The 17,923-nt window shown below is 70.7% G+C and carries 13 protein-coding genes; 9 read left to right on the top strand and 4 right to left on the bottom strand.

Going from position 1 to position 17,923, the window contains the following annotated elements:
• Window positions 1-84 precede the first annotated feature (84 nt).
• From BM419_RS04920 to BM419_RS04945, 6 genes are all read left to right on the top strand, one after another.
• On the top strand, window positions 85-1,845 hold the full coding sequence (locus BM419_RS04920) for an ABC transporter ATP-binding protein (RefSeq protein ID WP_091925102.1): 1,761 nt from the start codon (window positions 85-87) through the stop codon (window positions 1,843-1,845).
• 127 nt (window positions 1,846-1,972) lie between these two features.
• Window positions 1,973-3,061, top strand: coding sequence for a branched-chain amino acid aminotransferase (locus BM419_RS04925; protein ID WP_091925106.1), 1,089 nt, complete (start codon window positions 1,973-1,975; stop codon window positions 3,059-3,061).
• A 174-nt stretch (window positions 3,062-3,235) separates the two neighbouring features.
• A complete protein-coding gene (locus BM419_RS04930) occupies window positions 3,236-5,041 on the top strand; it encodes a DEAD/DEAH box helicase family protein (RefSeq protein WP_091925109.1) in 1,806 nt (601 codons plus the stop codon).
• Window positions 5,042-5,175: 134 nt separating this feature from the next.
• The gene (gene oxlT / locus BM419_RS04935; protein ID WP_056531965.1) at window positions 5,176-6,462 is read left to right on the top strand and encodes an oxalate/formate MFS antiporter; all 1,287 of its coding nucleotides are present in this window, start codon (window positions 5,176-5,178) and stop codon (window positions 6,460-6,462) included.
• 145 nt (window positions 6,463-6,607) lie between these two features.
• Window positions 6,608-8,353, top strand: a complete 1,746-nt coding sequence (gene oxc, locus BM419_RS04940) for an oxalyl-CoA decarboxylase (RefSeq protein WP_091925112.1) — start codon at window positions 6,608-6,610, stop codon at window positions 8,351-8,353.
• 280 nt (window positions 8,354-8,633) lie between these two features.
• Window positions 8,634-9,329 (top strand): alpha/beta hydrolase, encoded by a 696-nt coding sequence (locus BM419_RS04945; RefSeq protein WP_091925115.1) that lies wholly within the window; start codon window positions 8,634-8,636, stop codon window positions 9,327-9,329.
• Window positions 9,330-9,332: 3 nt separating this feature from the next.
• On the opposite strand, the gene BM419_RS04950 is transcribed toward BM419_RS04945, so the two are convergent.
• The 3 genes from BM419_RS04950 to BM419_RS04960 all read right to left on the bottom strand — a co-directional run bounded on the left by BM419_RS04950 (window position 9,333) and on the right by BM419_RS04960 (window position 12,375).
• On the bottom strand, window positions 9,333-10,511 hold the full coding sequence (locus BM419_RS04950; RefSeq protein ID WP_091925118.1) for an HPP family protein: 1,179 nt from the start codon (window positions 10,509-10,511) through the stop codon (window positions 9,333-9,335).
• A gap of 84 nt (window positions 10,512-10,595) precedes the next feature.
• Window positions 10,596-11,846, bottom strand: coding sequence for a formyl-CoA transferase (gene frc / locus BM419_RS04955; RefSeq protein ID WP_091925123.1), 1,251 nt, complete (start codon window positions 11,844-11,846; stop codon window positions 10,596-10,598).
• Between the two features lie 55 nt (window positions 11,847-11,901).
• The gene (locus tag BM419_RS04960; protein ID WP_244540699.1) at window positions 11,902-12,375 is read right to left on the bottom strand and encodes a PAS domain-containing protein; all 474 of its coding nucleotides are present in this window, start codon (window positions 12,373-12,375) and stop codon (window positions 11,902-11,904) included.
• Window positions 12,376-12,770: 395 nt separating this feature from the next.
• On the opposite strand from BM419_RS04960, the gene BM419_RS04965 reads away from it, so the two are divergent.
• Together BM419_RS04965 and BM419_RS04970 are read left to right on the top strand one after the other, a co-directional pair.
• Window positions 12,771-13,424: an ABC transporter ATP-binding protein gene (locus BM419_RS04965; RefSeq protein WP_012322467.1), complete on the top strand. Its 654-nt coding sequence runs from the start codon at window positions 12,771-12,773 to the stop codon at window positions 13,422-13,424.
• Window positions 13,425-13,564: 140 nt separating this feature from the next.
• A complete protein-coding gene (locus BM419_RS04970; protein ID WP_026604889.1) occupies window positions 13,565-14,806 on the top strand; it encodes a KpsE/RkpR family capsule polysaccharide export protein in 1,242 nt (413 codons plus the stop codon).
• A 40-nt stretch (window positions 14,807-14,846) separates the two neighbouring features.
• Here BM419_RS04970 and BM419_RS04975 read toward each other — a convergent pair whose 3' ends face one another.
• A complete protein-coding gene (locus tag BM419_RS04975; RefSeq protein WP_020092901.1) occupies window positions 14,847-15,443 on the bottom strand; it encodes a hypothetical protein in 597 nt (198 codons plus the stop codon).
• Window positions 15,444-15,680: 237 nt separating this feature from the next.
• On the opposite strand from BM419_RS04975, the gene flhA reads away from it, so the two are divergent.
• Window positions 15,681-17,828 carry a flagellar biosynthesis protein FlhA gene (gene flhA, locus BM419_RS04980; protein WP_091925126.1) on the top strand — a complete coding sequence of 716 codons (2,148 nt, stop codon included), beginning with the start codon at window positions 15,681-15,683 and terminating at the stop codon, window positions 17,826-17,828.
• Window positions 17,829-17,923 lie beyond the last annotated feature (95 nt).

A 17,923-nucleotide genomic window follows, 5' to 3' on the forward strand; every position in this document is an offset into this window, starting at 1 on the left:
CTTGATCCGCGGCGGCGGCGGCGGCAAACCGCAGCCGCCGCGCATCCTGCCCCGGGGCGGCACTGATCCGACCCGGTAGGTCTCATGGCGCGCCTTCCCGGCGACACGGCTCCCCTCCTCGCCCGGCTCTGGCGCACGTGGCTGTACCCGCACCGGGCCACCCTGGCGGTGGTGCTGGTGCTGATCGCCCTGGTCGGCGGCTCGACCGGGCTCTACCCGGCGCTGATCAAGGCCGCCTTCGACGCCTTCGACCGCAAGGACGCTGCCGCCATCGCGTACGGACCGCTGGTGGTGATCGTCGTCACGGCCACGCGCGGCTTCGCCCTCTACGGCCAGACGGTGCTGACCAACCGGGTGGTGACCCGGGTCGAGGCCGACATGCAGGCGGCGCTCTACGGGCATCTCATCGATTCGGACCTCGCCCAGCTCAACCGCGAGAGCCCGGCGGCGCTCACCCAGCGCTTCACCACCGACTTCGCCTTCATCAAGGAGGCGCTGACCCGCATCTCGACGGTCCTGCTCCGCGACATCGCGATGCTGATCGGGCTCGTGGCGGCGCTGATCTGGATGGATCCGGTGCTGACCCTCGTGGCCGGCGTCACGGTCCCGTTCGTGGCGGGACCGATCGGGCGGATCGGCCGGAAGCTCCGGCGGGTCTCGACCTCGACCCAGGAGCAGATGGGCGCCACCGCCAGCCTGATCTCCGAGAGCCTGCAGGGGGCCCGGGTCGCCAAGGCCTACGCGATGGAGACATACCTCAAGGGCCGCGCCGCGGAGGCCCTCGACGAGGTGCGGCGCCTCAAGATGAAGGCCGCCAATGCCCGCGGCCGCCTCGACCCGCTGCTGGAGATCGGCGGCGGCATCGCGGTGGCGGGCGTCCTGGTGCTGGTCGGCCAGCGGGTCCTGGCCGGCGAGAAGACGGTCGGCGACTTCACCGGCTACGTGGCGGCCTTGCTCCTCGCCGCCCAGCCGGCCCGGGCGCTGGGCAACCTCAACGCCATCCTGCAGGAGGCCGCCGCCGCGCTGCGGCGCTACTTCGACGTCATGGACGAGAGTGCCACGATCCGCGAGGCGCCGGAGGCCCGGCCGCTGGCGGTGACCGGCGGCGCGATCCGCTTCGCCGACGTCCGGTTCCGCTACCGGCCGGACGCGCCGGCGCTGGAGGGCATCGACCTCGCGGTCCCGGCCGGATCGGTGACGGCGCTCGTCGGGCGCTCGGGCTCGGGCAAGTCCTCGCTGCTCAACCTCGTTCCGCGCCTCTACGACGTCACCGGCGGCGCCGTGACCATCGACGGCCAGGACGTCCGGGGGGTGACGCTGGCCTCCCTGCGCGCCGCGGTGGCGGTCGTCTCGCAGGAGGTCGTGCTGTTCGACGACACGATCGCCGCCAATATCGGCTTCGGCCGGCCCGGGGCGACGCCCGCGGAGATCGAGGCGGCGGCCGAGGCCGCCGCGGCCCACACCTTCGTCTCGGCCCTCCCGGAAGGCTACGGATTCCGGGTTGGCCCGGGCGGCGGCCGGCTCTCGGGCGGCGAGCGGCAGCGGGTGGCGCTGGCCCGCGCCTTCCTCAAGGACGCGCCGATCCTGCTTCTCGACGAGGCGACCTCGGCCCTCGATTCCGAATCGGAGCGGCTCGTCCAGGAGGCGCTGACCCGGCTGATGCGCGGCCGCACCACCCTGGTGATCGCCCACCGGCTCTCGACCGTGCGCGACGCCGATCAGATCGCCGTGATGGAGGCGGGCCGGGTGATCGAGACCGGGCGCCACGACGACCTGCTCGCCGCCGGCGGCGCCTACGCGCGCCTGCACCGTCTGCAGCTGTCGGAGCCCGCGACCGCCGAGTGACGCGCCGAGTGACTCGCCGAGTGACTCGCCGAGTGACTCGCATATGCGGCGACGCCGTCATGCGCCGGCTCCGTAGATTCGCGCGCCGGAGCGCGCCATAAGGGCCTCAGTCGATGAGGACCACACCGTGAGCGACCTGACGTTCGAGATCCAAAGTCATCCGGCCCCGCGGACCGCCGAGGAGCGGGCCGCGCTGATGGCGAATCCTGGCTTCGGCAAGGTGTTCACAGACCACATGGTGGTGGCGCGCTACACCGCCGGCCGCGGCTGGCACGACGCGCGGATCCAGGCGCGCGAGGCCATCCCCCTCGATCCTGCGGCCGCGGTGCTGCACTACGCGCAGGAGATCTTCGAGGGCCTGAAGGCCTACCGCACCGCGGACGGCGGCGCCGCCCTGTTCCGGCCGGAGGCCAACGCCCTGCGCTTCCGCCGCTCCGCCGAGCGGATGGCGATGGCGCCCTTCCCGGAGGACGCCTTCGTCGAGGCGATGCGCAGGCTCGTCGAGATCGACCGCGCCTGGATCCCCGACACGCCGGACGGCAGCCTCTACCTGCGCCCGTTCATGATCGCCAGCGAGGCCTTCCTCGGGGTCAAGCCGGCCTCGGAATACCTGTTCGTGACGATCGCCTCGGCCGTCGGCTCCTACTTCAAGGATCCGACCGGCACCGTGACGGTGTGGATCTCGGAGCACTTCACCCGCGCGGCCCCGGGCGGCACGGGCGCGGCCAAGTGCGGCGGCAACTACGCGGCGAGCCTCGCGGCGCAGTCGGAGGCGGCGTCCCAGGGCTGCGAGCAGGTGGTGTTCCTCGACGCGGCCGAGCGCCGCTACGTCGAGGAGCTCGGCGGCATGAACGTGTTCTTCGTCTTCGAGGACGGCACGCTGGTGACGCCGCCGCTCTCGGACAGCATCCTGCCCGGCATCACCCGCGACTCGGTGATCACGCTGGCGCGGGAGGCGGGCCTGACCGTGAAGGAGGAGCCCTACACGATCGACGCGTGGCGCGCCGACGTGCGGGAGGGCCGCCTGACCGAGGCCTTCGCCTGCGGTACCGCCGCGGTGATCACGCCGATCGGCACCGTGAAGGGCCGGGAGGAGAGCTTCACCATCGGGAACGGCAAGGCCGGCCCCGTGGCCCAGCGGCTGCGGAGCCTGCTGGTGGACATCCAGCGGGGCAATTCCAATGACGCCCACGGCTGGTTCCAGAAGATCTTCTGAGAGCCGGCGTCCGCCCGCGGCCGTGTGGTCGGGGTCGGGACTGCCGGGTTCGCCGCGAGGACCGGGCAGGCGTCTGCCCGGTCCTCGCCCTCGTCCCGAGGTCGCGGCGGGCGTTGCGGACGTTTCGGGCGGTCTTCAGCGGGGCGCGCGGTGACGGATACGGCTGCCGCGCGCGTGACGGACGCGTCGGTCCACTCTCCCGAGCCGCCCATCGGCCCCTGGAACCCGGGCGTCCGGTCCGATCTGCCGTCCGCCTTCCTGCCCCTCGTGACCGTCTACCGGCCGGAGCACGTCGAGACGCCGCTCCGCGACGCCCTGGACCTGAGCGATCTCTGCGGGCTGCCCGCCCGCCAGCTCACCCGGTTCCGGGCCGGGCGCCTCGTCGTCCACGAGGTCCTGATCCGGGTGATGTCGGATCTCTCCGTGCCGGTGGGCGAAGTCTACGCCGATCTCGGCGTGAACTTCCGCGCCATCGTCGCGACCATCCTGCGCGAGGGCATCGAGCCCCGCCTCGCCGAGGTCGAGTCCGCCCTCGACCGGATCCGCGCCGAGGCCGACGCGGTGCTCGCCCGCGAGATCGCCGCCATCCTGGAGGAGAGACCTCCACCCCCGCCGCCAGAGCCGCGCTGGCTCGACCGCCTGCTCGGGCGCCGCCCGCCGACGGTCCAGGCGCCGCGCGAGGATCTCGCGACCCGGGCCCTGCGCCATCTCGAGAGCTGGCAGCGACGCGCCGCCGAAGCCGGCGACGCCCTGGAGACGGCCGCCTGCGAGGCCCTGCGCGCCGTGGTGTCGGGCCTCATCGCGCGGCAGAATGCGGTCATCCGCGACGCCGCGCTGCTGCGGACCATCGCGGGGACGCTGGTCTCGAACGGCTACGGCAGCCGGCGCGTCGGCGAGCAGATCGAGCCCTGGATCGACGCCGTCGTCGAGGCGCAGCGCTACCGGCGGCTGGCGCCGCAGGATCATCCGGTGGTGATGAACGTGAAGGGCGCCTCGGCGTCCGGAAAGAGCACGATCCGCCCCTACCAGCTCGGCCTCGCCAGGCGGCTGGGCATGGCGTGGTCGGACTTCGCGGTGATCACCCCCGACGTCTGGCGCAAGTACCTCCTCGACTACGACAGCCTGGGCGAAGCTTCGCGGTACGCCGGGACGCTGACCGGCTACGAGGTCGAGATCATCGACATGAAGCTCGACCGCTACGTCACCCGCAAGGCGGCGGAGCGGCGGATCTCGAACCTGCTGATCGACCGGTTCCGGTTCGACAGCTTCCAGGCCGACGCGGGCTCGGACGGCGGCGGCCAGTTGCTCACCCGGTTCGGCGACCGCGTCTACATGCAGTTCATGGTCACGCCTCCGGCCGACACCGTGGAGCGCGCCTGGAAGCGCGGCGAGCTGTTCGGCCGCTACAAGGCCGTCGAGGACCTGCTGGCCCACAACGTCGAGGCCTATACCGGCATGCCGCGCCTGTTCTTCAACTGGGCGCTCGCCCGGGACAAGCAGGTGGTCTGCGAGTTCCTCGATAACAGCGTGCCGCTGGGCGAGCGCCCGCGCACCATCGCGTTCTGGGCGGACGGAACTCTCAACATCCTCGACGTGAAGGGGCTGATCGACATCGACCGCTTCCGCAAGGTCGACATCTTCGCCCCCGGGCCCGACGCGGTGTTCGACGGCGCCGACCTCTCGGCCTCCGCCAACACCAGCTTCCTGCGCGAATGCCTGCGCCGGATGGCGGTCGTCCGCTTCGTTCAGGCCGAGACCGGCCGGGCCTTCATGCGTCTCGACCGCGGTCGGATCACGGCGCTGGATCCGGGAACCCTGGCGGCGGTGAAGTCGGGGCCCGATTGGGAGGCCGCCTGCGCCCTCATCGGCTTCCCGGCCGACCCGGCCTCGATCCCCGCCCTCGACGAGATTCTGAGCCCCGCGGAGGCACCGACGCTCGGTGCCTGGGGACCGATTCCTCCGGCCGGGCAAACGGAATAATATCGCCGTCCTGACACTTCACCCGGTCCGTCTCACCCTGGTATATTGCATACCTAGAACGGATGTGCATGATCGTCGGGGCACGAGAGACGCCGCCAGAGCAAGGCCGCGCCGCCCAAGAGAGAGGCTCAGGGATGGAACGCCAGGATTCGCCTTCGGCGAAATGGTGGCAGCTCGCCTTCGGCGTGATCTGCATGGCCATGATCGCCAACCTTCAATACGGTTGGACCCTGTTCGTGGACCCGATCGACCAGCGCTACCATTGGGGCCGCGCGGCGATCCAGCTCGCGTTCACGCTGTTCGTCGCCACGGAGACCTGGCTGGTGCCGGTCGAGGCGTGGTTCGTCGACCGCTACGGTCCGAAGATCGTCGTCGCCTTCGGCGGCGTGATGATCGCCCTCGCCTGGACCATCAACGCCTACGCCGACAGCCTGGCGATGCTCTATCTCGGCGCCGTCGTCGCCGGCATCGGTGCGGGCTCGGTCTACGGCACCTGCGTGGGCAACGCGCTCAAGTGGTTCCCGGATCGCCGCGGCCTCGCCGCCGGCGCCACCGCGGCCGGCTTCGGCGCGGGTGCCGCCATCACGGTGGTGCCGATCGCCCGCATGATCGCGTCGAGCGGCTACCAGGACGCGTTCCTGTACTTCGGCATCGGCCAGGGCGCCGTGGTGCTGGCCCTCGCCTTCCTGCTGCGCAAGCCGTCGACCAACACGCCAGTCCAGCGCAAGAAGACCCGCCTGCCGCAGACCAAGGTCGACCGCAGCCCCCGCGAGGCGGTGCGCACCCCGGTCTTCTGGGTGATGTACGTGATGTTCGTGATGGTCGCTTCCGGCGGCCTGATGGCGGCGGCGCAGATCGCCCCGATCGCCCACGACTTCCAGGTGGCCGGCGTGCCGGTGAGCCTGTTCGGCCTGCAGATGGCGGCGCTGACGCTGGCGATCTCGCTCGACCGGGTCTTCGACGGGTTCGGCCGGCCGTTCTTCGGCTACGTCTCCGACAACATCGGCCGCGAGAATACGATGTTCATCGCCTTCTCGACGGCGGCGCTGGCGGTGATCGTGCTGCTGACCTACGGTCACGTCCCGATGGTCTTCGTCCTGGCCACCGCGGTGTATTTCGGGGTCTTCGGCGAGATCTACTCGCTGTTCCCGGCGACCTGCGGCGACACGTTCGGCTCCAAGTACGCCGCCAGCAACGCCGGCCTGCTCTACACTGCCAAGGGCACCGCGGCCTTCCTCGTCCCCTTCGCCAGCATCCTGTCGGCGGCCTACGGCTGGTCGGCGGTGTTCACGCTGATCATCGTCCTCAACGTGACGGCGGCGGCGCTGGCGATGTTCGTCCTGCGCCCGATGCGGGCCCGCTACCTCGCCTCGGAGGACCAGCCCGCGGCGCTCAGCGCGCAGCCGATCCGGGCGGCCTGATAGGCCCCCGCCCCACGACGTCGCGCAAGCGACGCCCGACCTTCGCGGATCTCCCACCCTCCCCCTCCTCGGGAGTGCGGGGGATCCTCCAGCCAGCCGGCGCCGAGCGCCGCCCGTACAAACCGATCTTCCGGGAGAAACCGTGATGACCGCAGTCGCCAAGATCGTCCACACCGCCCCCGAGGTCGAGGCCGAGCCCGATCTGACCGACGGCTTCCACCTCGTCATCGACGCGCTCAAGCTGAACGGCATCGACACCATCTACGGTGTCCCGGGCATCCCGATCACCGATCTCGGGCGCATGGCTCAGGCCGAAGGGATGCGGGTCATCTCGTTCCGCCACGAGCAGCACGCCGGCAACGCCGCGGCGATCGCGGGCTTCCTCACCCAGAAGCCGGGCATCTGCCTCACCGTCTCGGCGCCGGGCTTCCTCAACGGCCTGACCGCCCTCGCCAACGCCACCACCAACTGCTTCCCGATGATCCTGATCTCGGGTTCCTCCGAGCGCGAGATCGTCGACCTGCAGCAGGGCGACTACGAGGAGATGGACCAGCTCGCCATCGCCAAGCCCCTGTGCAAGGCGGCCTTCCGCGTGCTGCACGCCGCCGATATCGGCATCGGCGTCGCCCGCGCCATCCGCGCGGCCTGCTCGGGCCGGCCGGGCGGCGTCTACCTCGACCTGCCCGCCAAGCTGTTCTCCCAGGTGATGGACGCCGAGGCCGGCCAGAAGTCGCTGGTCAAGGTGATCGACCCGGCGCCCGCTCAGCACCCCGCCCCCGAGGCGATCGCCCGGGCGCTCGAGGTCCTGAAATCCGCCAAGCGGCCGCTGATCGTGCTCGGCAAGGGCGCCGCCTACGCCCAGGCCGATGACGCCATCCGCGCCCTCGTGGAGACCAGCGGCATCCCTTACGTGCCGATGAGCATGGCCAAGGGCCTCCTGCCCGACACCCACCCGCTCTCGGCCGGCGCGGCGCGCTCGACGGCGCTGAAGGACTCGGACGTGGTGCTGCTGGTCGGCGCCCGGCTGAACTGGCTGCTGTCGCACGGCAAGGGCAAGAGCTGGGGCGAGCCGGGCTCGACCAAGTTCATCCAGATCGACATCGAGCCCCGCGAGATGGACTCGAACGTCGAGATCGTGGCGCCCGTCGTCGGCGACATCGCCTCCTGCGTGCAGGCGCTGCTCGACGGCATGGGCCAGGGCTGGCAGCAGCCCCCGTCCGACTGGATCGAGACGCTCAAGACCAAGCGCGAGGCGAACGTCGCCAAGATGGCGCCGAAGCTCATGAGCAACGCCTCGCCCATGAACTTCCACGCCGCGCTCGGTGCGCTGCGCACCATCGTCAAGGAGCGGCCGGACGCGATCCTCGTCAACGAGGGCGCCAACACCCTCGACCTCGCCCGCGGCATCATCGACATGTACCAGCCGCGCAAGCGCCTGGACGTCGGCACCTGGGGCATCATGGGCATCGGCATGGGCTTCGCCGTCGCGGCCGCCGTCGAGACCGGCAAGCCGGTCCTCTGCGTCGAGGGCGACAGCGCCTTCGGCTTCTCCGGCATGGAGGTCGAGACGATCTGCCGGTACGGCCTGCCGGTCTGCATCGTGGTGTTCAACAACAACGGCATCTACCGCGGCACCGACACCGATCCGACCGGCCGCGACCCGGCCACCACGGTGTTCGTGCCGGATTCCCGCTACGACAAGATGATGGAGGCCTTCGGCGGCGTCGGCTACCACGTCACCACGCCGGACGAGCTGACCCGCGCGGTCAACGAGGCGATGAACTCGGGCCGCCCGGCCCTCGTCAACGCCGTCATCGACCCGGCGGCCGGCAGCGAGAGCGGCAACATCGGCAGCCTCAACCCGCAGAGCGGGATCAAGAAGAAGAAGTGAGGGCGAGACCCTCGCGAGATCTCTGATCCCACACCATCGAAGCCGGGCTCGCGTGTCGAGCCCGGCTCTTTGCCTTGACGAGAACGGCGTCGCGGATCCGCGCGGGACGGTGTTCCGCTGAAGCTCCCGGCCTCCGGGAGACCTTCTTCGCACCGTCATCGCGAGCGAAGCGAAGCGGCCCGGGGCGGCGCGGTCCAGTTCCGCGCGGAGCGCGGGGATGGCTTCGCCGCGCCCGCAGTGACGGCGCCGGATCCGTCATCCGTTCGGTGACGGTGCATCCATGATCGACCCCGACCTCGCCGGCCGCCTGCACTTCCGCCACCGGCTCCCGACCGAGGAGCCCCTCCCCCCGGGCCGGCACGACCTCGGCCTCTTCGCCGAGCGCGACGCGGTGCTGGTGATCCCCGAGGGCCTCGATCCGCGCCGGCCCTGCCCGCTCGTGGTGCTGTTCCACGGCGGCGGCGGCAGCGCCGAGCGCATCCTGCCGATGCTGGAGGCGCACGCCCGGACCGAGCGCTTCCTGCTCCTCGTGCCGCAATCCCTGTTCCCGACCTGGGATATCGTCATCGCCGGCCACGGGCCCGACCGGGAGCGCGTCGCGGCGGCGCTGGGTCACGTCGCCGACCGGTTCCTGCTCGATCCGCAGCGGCTCTGCTTCGCCGGCCATTCCGACGGCGGCAGCTACACGCTCTCGTCGGGGCTCGCGAACGGCGACGTGGCGAGCCACCTGATCGTCTCGTCGGCGGGGTTCCTGTCGGTGCACCTGCAGGTCGGCGCGCCGCGCATCTTCCTGTCGCACGGGACCCAGGACGAGCAGATCCCGATCGACCGGAGCGCCCGGGTCCACGTGCCGGCCCTGCGCGAGGCCGGCTATCCCGTGACCTACGTCGAATATGACGGACCGCACGCCCACCAGCCGGCCGTGGTGGCGCAGGCGGTCAGGTTCTTCCTGGCGGATCCGGCCGCCGGGCGCTGAGGGTCAGGCCAGCGCGGCCCGGGCCGGCGCGCGGGCGCGGATCGGCGCCTCGGGCGCGTCGGCCTCGGACAGGAGCGCCGGGATCAGGTCGGTCTGCGAGACGATTCCGACCAAGCGGCCGTCGTCGTCGACCACCGGCAGGTGGTGAAGCCCCGCCTCCGACATCCGCGGCACGAGGGCGGCCACGGGCGTGTCGGGACCGACCGGCTCGACCGCGCTCATGATGTCGGCCGCGCAGCCGTGGGGCGCGCGGCCGCGCTCGGCGGTGAGGCGCAGGCGGCGGCCGAGACCGAGGCGCGGCCCGCTCCGGTCCCAGGCGGCCTTGTCGAGCAGGTCGGTCTGCGTGACGATGCCGAGGACGCGCGCGCCCTCGTCGGTGACCGGAAGCGCCTTGATGCGGTGACGGCGCAGCAGCCGCATGGCCTCGGAGAGCGGCGCGTCCGGCGCCACCGCGATCACGTCGCGCGACATGATCGCCGCGCAGGTGATCGGGCCCGAGCGGCGGCCGTAGACCCGCATCTGCACGCGCCGCAGGATCTGCTCCAGGTCGCCCCGATCGACGTCCAGGAGCTGGTCGAAATCCTCCAGCGCGGCGTCGAGGTCCGAGGCCCGGAAGCCGACCCGGGCGTCCGAGGGCGGATCCGCCGTCCGGGGCCCGGCCGGGCGCAGGTGCGGGTAGGCGCGCCCGGTGAGGTTGTTGAACAGCAGGGCGGTGGTCAGCAGCAGCAGCGAGTTGACCGCCACCGGCCACAGCACGAAGCCGTAGCCCAGCTCCCGGATCGCCGGGCCGCCGAGCACCGCCGTCAGCGCCACGGCCCCGCTCGGCGGGTGCAGGCAGCGCAGGGCCATCATCAGCGCGATCGCGACCCCGATGGCGCAGGACGCCGCCACGAACGGGTCGCCGATCCAGGCCGCCGCCGTGACACCGACGAGCGCCGCCACGATGTTGCCGCCGAGGATCGACCAGGGCTGCGCCAGAGGGCTCGCCGGCACCGCGAAGAGCAGCACCGCCGAGGCGCCCATCGGGGCGATCAGCACCGGCAGGGCCTCGGCCGGGACGGAGACCCGGCAGACGAAGCCGGTCGCCAAGATGCCCACGAGGGCACCGGCCGCCGAGCGCAGGCGCTCGCGCTTGCTGACCGGGGTCAGCTCCGGCAGGAAACGGCTGAGGAATGCGCGCATCGGATCCGGGGCTCGCACGTGAAAAGGACGGCGCCCCGGGGAGCGCCGTCCTGTCTCAGGGTCGCTGAGGTCGGGCGGTCCTTATCAGACCGCGCGGGCCTCGTGCATCGCCCGGATCTGCTCCTGGGTGTAACCCAGGTCTGCGAGCACCTCATCGGTGTGCTCGCCGAGCAGCGGCGACGCCTTCACCTCGACCTGCATGTCGGAGAACTTGATCGGGCTTCCGACGGTCAGGTACTTGCCGAGCTTCGGGTGCGCCACCTCGACGACGGTGCCGCTCTCCCGCAGGGACTTGTCCTCGGCGATCTCCTTCATCGACAGCACCGGCGCGCAGGGGATGTCGTAGGTGCGCAGGATGTCGACCGCCTCGAACTTGGTCTTGTCGGCGAGCCACTCCTCGATCGTCTTGAAGATGTCGAAGATCTTGTCCTGGCGGGCCCGCGGCGTGTTGTAGCCCGGGTCGGTGATCCACTCCTCCTTGCCGAGCGCCTTGCAGATCGGCGCCCAGGCGTGGCCCTGGATCGTGAAGTAGATGTAGGCGTTCGGGTCGGTCTCCCAGCCCTTGCACTTCAGCACCCAGCCCGGCTGGCCGCCGCCGCCCGCGTTGCCGCCGCGCGGCACCACGTCGGAGAACTCGCCGTGGGGGTACTGCGGGTACTCCTCGAGGTAGCCGAGCGCGTCGAGGCGCTGCTGGTCGCGCAGCTTCACGCGGCAGAGGTTGATCACCGAGTCCTGCATCGACACGGCGACCTTCTGGCCCTTGCCGGTCTTGTTCTTCTGGTGGAGCGCCGTGAGGATGCCGATGGCGAGGTGCATGCCGGTGTTGGAGTCACCGAGCGCGGCGGCGCTGACGGTGGGCGGCCCGTCCCAAAAACCCGTGGTCGAGGCGGCACCGCCCGCGCACTGGGCGACGTTCTCGTAGACCTTCAGGTCCTCGTAGTGGTGGCCGTCCGAGAAGCCCTTCACCGAGGCGAGGATCATGCCCGGGTTCAGCTCCTGGATGCGGGCCCAGGAGAAGCCCATCCGGTCGAGGGCGCCGGGGCCGAAGTTCTCGACCATGACGTCGGAGTCCTGGATGAGCTTCTCGAGGACTTCCTTGCCGGCGTGGGTCTTGGTGTCGAGGGTGAGCGAGCGCTTGTTGGAGTTCAGCATCGTGAAGTAGAGCGCGTCCGCGTCCTCGACGTGGCGCAGCTGCGTGCGGGTCACGTCGCCGGCGCCGGGGCGCTCGACCTTGATCACGTCGGCGCCGAACCAGGCGAGGAGCTGCGTGCAGGCCGGGCCGGCCTGGACGTGGGTGAAGTCGATGATCTTGATGCCTTCCAGCGGCTTGCTCATTGGGCGTTCTCCCTGTGCGGTTCGGTGATCGGGTCCTTCGGATCGTCCGGCGGGCTCAAGGCGCCCGACGGGCCGGATCCGAGGAAGCTTCGAGTTCGGCGACGCGCTGGCGCAGGCGCTTCTCCTCGGCCCAGCGCTCGGTCTCGTCGCGGATCACGGCGACGATCCCGGTCACCCGGTCGGAGGTGTCCCGCACCATCCCCACCGTGAAGGCGATGGAGAGCTGGCGGCCGTCCTTGTGGAGCGCCGGCACCCTCAGGGTCTCTGCCCCGTAGCGGGTGACGCCGGTGCGCATGGTCTTGGCGTAGCCGTCCCAGTGGCGGCGTCGGTGCCGCTCGGGTGTGATCAGATCGAGGGTCTGGCCCAGAGCCTCGGCGGCGGTGAAGCCGAAGATGCGCTCCGCGGCCGGGTTCCAGACCGTGATGGCGCCGTCCGGATCGGACACCACCACCGCGTCGCCGATCGCCTCGGCCAGACCGTGGATTTCGAGGGAACCGGGCGCGGCCAGGGTCGGCCCGGTCGCCGTCATGGGCGCCACCCGGTCGGCGGCGCGGATGAGAGGTGGATCGCGGCAGTCCGGCGCCTTGTCATGGGGCGGCCCTTCCTGAACGTCACGCGCGGAAACGGCGGTAAAATTCCGGTCCCGCATCCTTGAAGGGCTGTCACCCGCCCTCTTCGGTTGGTATTTGGTATGCCAAATGGAGAATGGCGTCAACCGACGGGGTGACAGGTGGCACTTTTCTTCAAGCGACCGGTGGAGCTTTCCGGGCGAAGCCGTCTGCCGACGCGCGCCGTTCGACCGCCGCCGCGCGACGCGGCAAGGCGCTCATGTCCTTCTCAGATTTGCCGCTTTCGGCGAGCAGGACTCCGCCCGTCAGGCAGCTCGGACCGGCGGTTCGGCACACCGCCCGGGAGACCATTTCGGTGATCCGTTTCGAGAAAGTCAGCAAGGTCTACCGGACGGAAGGCCACCGGCGGACCATCCTGGAACAGGTGTCGTTCACCCTGAAGCCGGGCGTGTCCTACGGCATCCTCGGCATCAACGGCGCCGGAAAATCCACCACGATGCGGCTGATCGCCGGCACCGAGGACGCGACGCGCGGCCGGATCCACCGCGGCCTCAGGGTCTCGTGGCCCCTCGGCTTCGCCGGCGGCTTCCATCCCAAGATGACCGGGCGCGACAACGTCACCTTCGTGGCGCGCATCTACGGCGAGGACCCACGCAAGGTGCTCGATTTCGTCGAGGACTTCTCGGAACTCGGAAGCTACCTCGACGTGCCGATCTACACGTACTCGTCGGGCATGGGCGCGCGGCTCGCCTTCGGCATGAGCATGGCGATCCCGTTCGACTGCTACCTGATCGACGAGATCACCTCGGTCGGCGACGCGCGGTTCTCGAAGCGCTGCGACGAGGTCTTCTCGCAGCGCCGGAAGAACGCCGACATCATCATGGTCTCGCACTCCATGGAGACCATCCGGCAGTGGTGCACGCAGGGGTTGGTCCTGCTGAACGGTCGCGCGATCATCTACGAGGACGTGAACGACGCCATCGAGGTGTACCGGCGCCTCAACGCCTGACCGGGCCGGCGGCGGCCGGACCGCGACGACATGCTTTTGCCGCCTCGCCGTGCGAGAGACGGTCGCGGCGCCGGGTGCGGCGCGCGCGGGATCCCGGTAACGGGTCGACCTTCGAGGCCGGGGAGGCCGGGAATCAGACCATGAACATGGAGATCCGGAAGGCCGAGGGGCAGCCGGTCACGCCCGCGGACCGCCAGCAGGCGGTGAGCGAGTCGCTGCGGCAGATCGCGCGCATGTCGCGCTTCGCCGACCGCAAGAAGGGCATCCGGTCCTTTCAGGCCGACGCCAAGAACGATCCCTGGATCCCGATCCTGTTCGTCGTCTGCTTCCTGCTGCCGACGCTCGCCGGGGCGGCCTATTACGGCCTGATCGCCTCGGACCGCTACGTCAGCGAGGCGCGATTCGCGATCCGGCCGGCCATCGGCTCCGCCGAGAAGACGTCCTCGGAGACCGGCGGGACGAATTCCGGCATGGCGAACCAGATGGTGGCGCAGGACACGCTGATCACGCGCGAGTTCATCCTCAGCCGTCCGATGCTGGAGCTCCTCGAGGCGCAGCTTCCGCTGCGCCAGTGGTTCAGCAGCGAGTCCATCGACTATTTCTCGCGGTTCGATCCGGAGAAGCCGATCGAGAAGTTCGTCCGCTACTGGAAGCGGCGCGTCGGCGTCGAGGTCGAGGCCGGATCCGGCATCTTGTCGGTGGAGGTCGAGGCCTTCGATCCCCAGGAATCCCTCGCCATCGCCAAGGCCATCATGAAGGAGGCCGAGCGCAAGGTGAACGACCTCAGCGTCAAGTCGCGCGAGGATGCCGTCGCCGAGAGCACGCGGGAGCTGCGGCTCGCCGAGGAGCGCATGACCAAGATCCGCCTCGCGACGCGCGACCTGCGCAACCGCGAGGGCGTGCTCGACGCGCAGAAGACGAACGACATCAACGTCAAGATGATCGCCGAGATGCGGGCCTCGCGGATCAACCTCGCGCTCCAGCTCGCGATCGGGCAGCGGGACCTCGGTCCCGACGCGCGCCGGATCATCGACATCAAGCAGCAGATGAAGGACCTCGACGACAACATCGCCCGGATCGAGCGGCAATCCGCCAGCCAGGATCCGGAGCAGAAGCGCCTGCTCTCCGACGCGTTGACCAAGTTCGAGGTCCTGGAGAACGACCGCAAGAACGCCGAGAAGTACTATCAGCAGGTGCTGACCGCCCACGAGCGCGCGCGCATCATCGCGGCCCGGCAGATCGAGTTCTTCAGCCCGATCGTCGAGCCGGTGAAGGCCGAATCCTCCACCGAACCGCGGCGGCTCCTGATGATCGCGTTGATCACCGCGGGCGCCGGCGTCCTGTTCGGCGCCGCGATGTTCGCCCGGAAGATGATGACCTGACGCGCGTCCCGCCGGGTTCGCCCGGGACGGTCCGATATCTTCAGCGGCCGGCCCCGGTGCCCCGGTCATCCGCCGCCGGGCCGATGGTGCCGCCTGTCCAGCCCTGGGCGCGCCAGCCCTCGGCGCGCTGGTCGAGATCGATCGACCCCGCCTGGTCGAGAATGGACAGGACGCGCTCGGCCCGGGACTCGTCGGCGCGCACCGTCACCAGGGTACCGCCGCGACGCACGCCCTCGGCGTAGGTCTCGGCCTCGTCGGCGCTGAGGCCCGCCGCGGTCAGACCGCCGATCAGGCCGCCGGCCGCGGCGCCCACGCCGGCGCCCGTCACGGTGGCGACGAGCCAGCCCGCCGCCGCCACCGGCCCGAGCCCCGGGATCGCCAGGAGGCCCAGCCCAGCGAGCAGGCCGGCGCCGCCGCCCAGGACCGTGCCGACCGTGGCTCCGGTGCCGGCGGAATCCGCCGCGTCCACCGGTCGGGGAACGGCGGTCCCGGGCGCCCGCGGCGGAACCGCGGGCTCGTTGCGATTCGCGATGATGCTGATGTCCGCGTGGGGGATGCCGGCGGCCTCCAGCCGGTCCACCGCCCCCGCGGCGGCGTCGTAATCGTCGAACAGGGCGGTCAGGGCGCGCAGGGCCATCGAGCTCTCCCGGTATGTCCGGGCCCGGGCCCGGAGACGTGGCGGCGGCGCGGGCGGCCCGGACGCGGGCGCGGTCGGATGCCGGATCGACGCTCTCGCCGACCGATCAAGCGATCGCGGCGGCCCGGGTTCCCGCGAGCGCCGGCCCCATCTTAACGCCGCGCTAACCATCCGCTCGGCAGATCTTGCCGGGTACGTCCCGGGCCTGTCCCGGGCGAACGGCAGCGGATGGCAGCGATGGCAGAGACGGCGAGCGCGCCGGCACAGACAGGAGCGGCGGCCGTCCTCGGCCAGCTCGCGCTGCCGACGCGCGGCGATCTCCAGGCGCTGTCGAAGCGGTCGGACCTGCTGTTCGCGACCGGCGTGCTGGGGATCCTGGCGGTCCTCATCTTCCCGTTGCCGGCGATCCTGCTCGACCTGCTGCTGGCAGTGTCGATCATCCTGTCGGTCCTGATCATGATGACCGGCCTGTCGATCGACAACCCGCTGGAATTCACCGTCTTCCCGACGCTGCTGCTCATCGCCACGATGTTGCGGCTCGCCCTCAACCTCGCCTCGACGCGCCTGATCCTCGGGCACGGGCACGAGGGCACGGCGGCGGCCGGGCACGTCATCGAGGCCTTCGGCCACTTCGTGATGGGCGGCAACTTCGTCATCGGGATCATCGTGTTCGCGATCCTGATCATCGTGAACTTCGTGGTGATCACGAAGGGCTCGGGCCGCATCGCCGAGGTCGCGGCCCGCTTCACCCTCGACGCGATGCCCGGCAAGCAGATGGCCATCGACGCCGACCTGTCGGCCGGCCTGATCGACGAGAAGACCGCGAAGGCGCGGCGCGCGGCGCTCGAGGAAGAATCCTCCTTCTTCGGCGCCATGGACGGTGCCTCGAAGTTCGTGCGCGGCGACGCGGTGGCGGCCCTGCTGATCACCTTCATCAACGTGGTCGGCGGCATCATCATCGGGGTGGCGCAGCAGGGCCTGAGCTTCGGCGAGGCCGCCAAGAGCTACACCCTGCTGACCATCGGCGACGGCCTCGCGAGCCAGGTCCCGGCGCTGATCGTGTCGACGGCGGCGGGCCTGCTGGTCTCGAAGGCCGGCGTGCGCGGCGCCGCCGACAAGGCGCTCGGCAAGCAGCTCGCGCACTATCCCAAGGCGCTGGGCATGTCGGCCGCGGTGATGCTGCTGATCGCCCTCCTGCCCGGCATGCCGATGCTGCCCTTCGTCCTGCTGGGCGGCGGGGCCGGCTACGCGGCGTGGCGCATCAACAAGACCGCCAAGCTCGCGCCGCCGCTCGACGCCCTGGGCGCCCCGATGGATGCGGCCGCGGTCGCCGCGGCGAGCGCCGCCAAGGAGGAGACGGTCACCGACCTGCTGAAGCTCGACGACCTCAAGCTCGAGATGGGCTACGCGCTCCTCGCCCTGGTCAACGGCGAGGGCCAGGACCGGCTCACCGACCAGATCAAGGCCCTGCGCCGCCAGCTCGCCGCGGAACTCGGCTTCGTGATGCCGTCGGTGCGCATCCTCGACAACGTCCAGCTCGACGCCAACGCCTACGTGGTGCGGGTCAAGGAGATTGAGGCGGGCACCGGCCGGATCTTCCCGGGCCAGTTCATGGCGATGGATCCGATGGGCGGTCAGGTCCAGCTGCCCGGACAGCACATGCTGGAGCCGACCTTCGGCCTGCCGGCAACCTGGATCGACGCGGCCCTGCGCGACCAAGCGCAGCTCAAGGGCTACACGGTGGTCGATGCCGCCACCGTCGTGTCGACGCACCTGACCGAGATCATCAAGGCCCACGTCTCCGAGCTCCTCAACCACGTCGAGGTCTCGAAGCTGCTGCGCGAGCTGCCCAAGGAGCACGCCGAGCTGCTCAAGGAGATCGTGCCGGCGCAGATCTCCACCACCGGCATCCAGCGCGTGCTGCAGTTCATGCTCGCCGAGCGGGTCTCGATCCGCGATCTCGGGGCGATCGTGGAGGCGATCGCCGAGGTGGCGGGCGCGGTGAAGAACCCCCGCGACGTGGTCGAGCACGTCCGGGCGCGCCTCGGCCGGCAGATCTGCGCACAGTACCAAGACCCGAACGGCATGCTGCCGATCATCACCCTGTCGCCGGCCTGGGAGCAGGCGTTCATGGAGTCGATCGTCGGCGAGCGCGAGGAGCGCTACCTCGCGATGCAGCCCTCGAAGCTCAGCGAGTTCGTCAACACCGTGCGCGACCGCTTCGAGACGGCGGCGCGCCAGGGCGAGATGCCGGTGCTCGTCACCTCCGCCCAGACGCGGCCCTTCGTGCGCTCGATCATCGAGCGCTTCCGCCGCGAGACGCCGGTGATGAGCCAGGCGGAGATCCACCCGCGGGCGCGGCTGCGGACGGTGAACTCGATCTGAGGACCCAGGGGCCGCGACACCGGCGTGGGCAGACTCGTGCCGGCGCACGGGCCGAGGGAGCAATCACGGGATCGGCGCGCGCCGCGCGCAGACGA

The organism is Methylobacterium sp. yr668, from assembly GCF_900116245.1.
In the GTDB taxonomy this organism is placed as follows: domain Bacteria; phylum Pseudomonadota; class Alphaproteobacteria; order Rhizobiales; family Beijerinckiaceae; genus Methylobacterium.

Coding starts and splice junctions, on each gene's coding strand:
- BM419_RS04970 (WP_026604889.1), top strand. CDS start 13,565: ATGAACATGGAGATCCGGAAGGCCGAGGGGCAGCCGGTCACGCCCGCG.
- frc (WP_091925123.1), bottom strand. CDS start 11,846: ATGAGCAAGCCGCTGGAAGGCATCAAGATCATCGACTTCACCCACGTC.
- BM419_RS04975 (WP_020092901.1), bottom strand. CDS start 15,443: ATGGCCCTGCGCGCCCTGACCGCCCTGTTCGACGATTACGACGCCGCC.
- BM419_RS04945 (WP_091925115.1), top strand. CDS start 8,634: ATGATCGACCCCGACCTCGCCGGCCGCCTGCACTTCCGCCACCGGCTC.
- BM419_RS04950 (WP_091925118.1), bottom strand. CDS start 10,511: ATGCGCGCATTCCTCAGCCGTTTCCTGCCGGAGCTGACCCCGGTCAGC.
- flhA (WP_091925126.1), top strand. CDS start 15,681: ATGGCAGAGACGGCGAGCGCGCCGGCACAGACAGGAGCGGCGGCCGTC.
- BM419_RS04920 (WP_091925102.1), top strand. CDS start 85: ATGGCGCGCCTTCCCGGCGACACGGCTCCCCTCCTCGCCCGGCTCTGG.
- oxlT (WP_056531965.1), top strand. CDS start 5,176: ATGGAACGCCAGGATTCGCCTTCGGCGAAATGGTGGCAGCTCGCCTTC.
- oxc (WP_091925112.1), top strand. CDS start 6,608: ATGACCGCAGTCGCCAAGATCGTCCACACCGCCCCCGAGGTCGAGGCC.
- BM419_RS04960 (WP_244540699.1), bottom strand. CDS start 12,375: ATGACGGCGACCGGGCCGACCCTGGCCGCGCCCGGTTCCCTCGAAATC.